Raw genomic sequence first — 5033 nt, forward strand, 5'->3', positions numbered from 1 at the left:
GCGGCGTCGCGCGACGCCCTTTGCAAAAGGGTGAAAAACTCGGGCCGCGGATCCATGAACAGCTTGAAAAAATTGGGCAAGACCCGAAGCTCGTCCGCGCGTTCTTCAGACATCCATCTGTCCGCTATATTTCTGACCTATGAGTAATGCAGTCACGCCCAGGTGGCCTAAAAGTTCGCCACCCGCATCACGAACGCAATGCCTGTACCAAAAATGCTCTCCCCCTTATGTGACGGTCTTTGAAAGGACGAAGCAATGAACACTTGTGCGAATCGTCGAAAATCGTTTCGTTCTCGACACGCGCATGCGGGACTTCACGTATTTACCCGGTGCTTCCTTAGCGCTAAATCGACGCGGGCGGGTAGCGCTAATTACTTGATTTGATTGGTTAATGAGTGCAACATCGCGCCTGTCGAACCGACCGGCTGCCACAGCTGAAGCCGCGAAATTTGATTCATTCGTGATAGGCAGGGGACATTTCCGCGAGCGCGAACGAGGAGGGGGCGTGAGCATCTCTGGTCAGTGTTTTGCCAGCCAGTGACTCCGTTATGAGCTCGGCACCTTTCCCAGCGGAAAGTTTGCCGGTGCGGCTGAGGGTGATGCGATCGCGATCACATAGAGTGGCACTGACTGAGTGCACTTGGGTCGGCAACCTTGCGCGGTGCGCCAAGCTTCAGAGAACTTTCCCGGAGCAGGCCGGCTCGGCGTGCGAAGGTCCCTTGTGCAGCACGAAGCCGACGTTCGAGTGACCGCTCGCCGGCACCCGCCAAAGTCCGTTCCTGGCCGAATTCGGAAGTCCGGCGCTGGGTGCCGGTCGTGCACTGCAACATGAGCCGACAACTTCCGTAGCCGACCCACTTCTGCCCCTTCGACCCGGCGCGGCGCTAACGACAGCTTCCAAGGTGAAACGGTCGTTCCTGCAGTCGAGTCGGCCGACGTGGCAAATCGAACCACGGGACTCCAGTGAAAGACACCACGTAACGTGAACTTTATAGCCTACGCTTTCGGGACTTCGATTGTCCCTTCAAGGTATTGAACGGCCTGACCGGAGATATACACCCGGTCGGCTTGCATGCGGCAATGAAGCAGCCCGCTGCGCCGTGACACTTGCATGGCTACGAGTTCAGACTTGCCCAAACGCTCGGACCAGAATGGCGCAAGCGCGGCGTGAATGGATCCGGTCACTGGATCTTCATTTCCGCCATTGGCAGGCCAGAAGTAGCGGGACACAAAATCGTGGTCATCGCCGCGCGCTGTCACGACGACATCGAGCGGAGCAAGTGTGGACAGCAGATTGAGTTCGGGTACGACGGATCGTACCTCTTGTTCTGTTTCGTAAATGGCAACGTAGGCTTGCTGGTTTATCAGCACTTCTTGAGGCCGTATCGAAAGTCCCTGAATCAGGTTTTCTGGTATCTCGTTCAGGCTTTCAGGCCGGCGCTGCGGGAAGCTCATTTCGATCAGACCGTCATGCATACGGCAAACTGTAAGCCGACCGACCGCTTTCGCAACAAATTCGATGACGTCCAGATCATCATTTCGCTTGAAGATCACATATGCACTTGCCAGCGTGGCATGTCCACAAAAGGCGATTTCGGTGAGCGGCGAAAACCAGCGGATGTCGAACGCGCCGTCATCATTTTGCACAAAGAATGCTGTTTCAGACAGATTATTCTCGGTAGCGATCTCCTGCATCAAACTATCGGGTAACCAGCGTTCGAGCGGTACCACCGCAGCGTAGTTGCCCTTAAAGACCTTGTCCGTAAATGCGTCAATCTGATAGAGCGGCAGTTTCATGATATGCGCCTGTTCAAAGCGAGAAGTTAGTCGACAGCCGATAGTCCAATTCGTTGAATACGATATCAAAGCGCTAACCTGGCGAACATGTACAGTTTGCGATGCCCGGCACAGAATGTGACCGTGGCCAGCGAGCGTGTACTTGGGCCGACGACGCGGCGGGCGCAACCTGTGCGCGAAGGCCCGTTGTCTGGGCGGAGCCGACGTTCAAACGTCCGTGCGAAAACGCTGGCCAGCGTCCGGAACTGGCGGCGGATTCAACCGGTCGATGCAACAGCTTGATGGAATCGTTCAGCCGGTGTATCGAAGTTTAGTGTCTTGCGTGGACGTTCGTTGAGCCGTCGGGCACCGGCGAATTGTGTGGCAGCGAGCGCTTTACTGACGTTCGCCCGTCAGCGGCCGCCCATATCAGCTGTCAGGCAAGCGGATTCGAATTGCAGTCCGACAAAGGCTTGCCGGCCGAAGAGGTCGCCGCCGTTGCTGAGCCTTCCATTCACAGGAAGAGAATCCATTACGTCCGGAAGAGGTGGCGCGGTTTTCATCTGTCCGCCCGATGTTGATAGGCCTTGCCCCTCAAGCGAACCTAATCATCGCCTCGCGAGCGACTTTCACACGAGATTGGGATAACCCGTGCGCACGGCTTCAGCTTCCATATCGAGAATAGGTTGATACTCACTTACCGGGATTAAAGCCAATCCCCTCAGGCGCAGGCGGCCGGCAAGTAGCGAGTGCGAAGCAATCACATCATTCAGCGCCGGTGCAATCAGGCGAAGCGTATCGGGACCAAGGCTTCGGGATGCGATAAACGGCAGCCCCGGCGCTGAACGTGTAAAACCAAGCGTGCGCAGCGGCTCGGTGAGCCCCGGCACGTGATCACGCACAAATGCAAGCGTCACGCAGTCGATTGCCGCGATATCGGCGCGGTGCTCGCACACCGCGCGCAATGAATTCAGATGTGAGCCGGTTCGAAGCGCCCCGCTGAAAAAACGACCGCCGATCGCCAGCGATGCGATGGTGTGACGCAACGCATTCATTCCACTATGAGAATCGTCGTCGTTGTACGCCGCGATTTTTCCTCGGTAATCCTCGAGCGACGACGTGCGGTCGGCCCGGCGAACCACAATCGCGCTGGAATAAAAGTGCCTTTCGCAGCCTGGTGCATCAAATATCGGCACCCCAAGCACATGCACATGCTCGGCCAAGCCATGCGTCAGCGGATAACCGCAAGTTTGCGACAGGAGCAAATCGCTCCGGCGCCAGATCGCGTCCAGGCTCCCCTCGTCAGTCGAGAGGATTTCGAGTCTCCCGCTCTTACTGTGCAGGGCCAGGCGCTTATTCAATTCCTGCGCCAACTCACGCCAGACGTGCGCAAGCTGCGGCGCGACGTTGTACATCGGTAATGCGGCGACAAGATCCGTGGGCATGGCAGGCTCACAAGCAGGACGACATGTTTTTGCCCATTTCGGCTAAGCTCAGCTTTGCGTCGGCGGTCCGCATTTTCGCTGACACGCACGCCGCACAAGTTGTCTCAGCCGTGACGGCTTCACCAAAGCCACGAGACGGACCTTCTGGAGGGGCAATAAAGCTGGCGGGTGTAAATGCAAAGCGTCGCCACCATTCAAGATAGCCACTCACCACATAACCCTCGTTGCGCTGATCATACGCGCTCGCGTGACGGCGGTAGACGGTCGGAAGAGCAAACCATGGCACCGATGGTAAGTCGTGGTGCACAGCATGCAGATTGTTATTCAAAAAAAGCAGTCGCCAGGCCCACGACGGATGATTGATGACGCTGCGACGTTTCGGATCGGCGTGATTTCGGTGCTCCTGAAAAGACCGAACCGAAGTGATGGAGAGTGCCGGATATCCGACACCCATAACGAACAGCCATGCGGGAATGCCGCATTTTCGATCGAGCCAGACGCATAGCGCCGCCAGCGCCACTCCGTGCGCCACGCACGCCGGCACATCGCGCCAATCGCCGCTTGCAATGCGTCTGCTGGCGTCGCGAGCCGTCGACGCGAGTGTCAAGGCCGGGCCGATCATCACGCGTCCCGCGAATGTCGCGCGCGCGCGCCACAGCGTACGAACGATTCCTGGTGCCTGAAGCCAGTCGCAGGAGCTGACAAAAAAACTTTCAGGGTCAGCAATCGGATCCGTCAGTGCCGTGGTGGCATGATGCTTCAAGTGCGAGCGGCGATAAACCGCGTAAGGAAACCACACCGCCAGCGGCGCGAAACCGAGAGCGGCATTGATGATGGGTGAGCGAGTCGGATGGCCGTGTATCAACTCGTGCTGCAGCGACATGAACCAGGCGCTCACTATGGCCAGCAGCGGAATCGCGGTCGGCAGCCCGATACGGCTTGCTTGCATGGCGATGCCAAACCATGACCCATAGATCGTACAAATCAGTAGCCACGTCGGCCAATCCGTGCGCCAGGTCCACGATGCCCGTTCGGCAGCCACCTGCTCGCGCTGCGGTTCATTCAAATAGGTTGCACTTAGCGCATGTCTGGACGCGGCTGCGTTCACGTCGGCCGGAAAAAATCCTTCCACAATGGTTCACCTTCAGGTACAACGGCCACTCACGATAAAGGCGGCCCTCCCCCTTGGTGAACCAATGAATTCTGCTTTGCATTCGTTGTAATGCGCATTTGTCGGCAAGGCCTCAAGTGGCCGCCTTCAATGCTGAAAGTAGATCAATCGCCCCTCTGACGTCTGCATCGACGTCACGTCGGACGCCTAGTCGTTAATTGTTCGTATGAATTTTGCAATTCCAAGACTGTGGTATTCGCCTACCTAATCGCCAGGGAGGACCGGGCGGTATTGCGTGACCTGCAGGTCCGTTATCTGAGTAGATCCGGTCAGAACAACTTTGCAATCCGAAACAGCACGCCGAAATTTTCTTTGAACTGTCCGCGTGCATACAGATCGTGACTGACGGAAACGGTACCTTCCAGCGTCCGTGTGAAAAATTGCGAGTAACTCACTCGTATCTGTTGCTCGTCAGTCTTCAATCCGGTCGAGACTCCATTAAGCTTTTGCGTCCCGCCGAATGTCCCGGCATAGCCCACTGAAATTGTGGCTTGTCCCGCGTTCGGTGCAAGCTTGTGGAGCGATTCAACCCCGTGCCGGGCCCAGCGTTCGCGGAGAAACTGGGACGAGGATGCGGTATAAGGGGAACGGCAGCGCCGCGATGACCGGCCGACTCATTGGTGCGCGCTGGCAGCCTGCAT

Annotated in this window: 3 protein-coding genes and 1 pseudogene; 1 reads left to right on the forward strand and 3 read right to left on the reverse strand. The window is 57.2% G+C overall.

Annotated elements, in window-relative coordinates; translation table 11 throughout:
* A pseudogene (locus tag DID96_RS37275) lies at positions 1–143 on the forward strand (IS630 family transposase); the annotation flags it as partial.
* Between the two features lie 853 nt (positions 144–996).
* On the opposite strand, the gene DID96_RS37280 reads toward DID96_RS37275, so the two are convergent.
* From DID96_RS37280 to DID96_RS37290, 3 genes are all read right to left on the reverse strand, one after another.
* Positions 997–1797, reverse strand: coding sequence for a PhzF family phenazine biosynthesis protein (locus DID96_RS37280; RefSeq protein ID WP_124604272.1), 801 nt, complete (start codon positions 1795–1797; stop codon positions 997–999).
* A 608-nt stretch (positions 1798–2405) separates the two neighbouring features.
* Positions 2406–3221 carry a phosphate/phosphite/phosphonate ABC transporter substrate-binding protein gene (locus tag DID96_RS37285; protein WP_124604274.1) on the reverse strand — a complete coding sequence of 272 codons (816 nt, stop codon included), beginning with the start codon at positions 3219–3221 and terminating at the stop codon, positions 2406–2408.
* A 7-nt stretch (positions 3222–3228) separates the two neighbouring features.
* Complete coding sequence (locus DID96_RS37290; RefSeq protein ID WP_260464171.1) at positions 3229–4353, reverse strand: fatty acid desaturase; 1125 nt, start codon at positions 4351–4353, stop codon at positions 3229–3231.
* Positions 4354–5033: the final 680 nt, after the last annotated feature.

The organism is Burkholderia sp. Bp8963, assembly GCF_003854275.1.
In the GTDB taxonomy this organism is placed as follows: Bacteria; Pseudomonadota; Gammaproteobacteria; order Burkholderiales; family Burkholderiaceae; genus Burkholderia.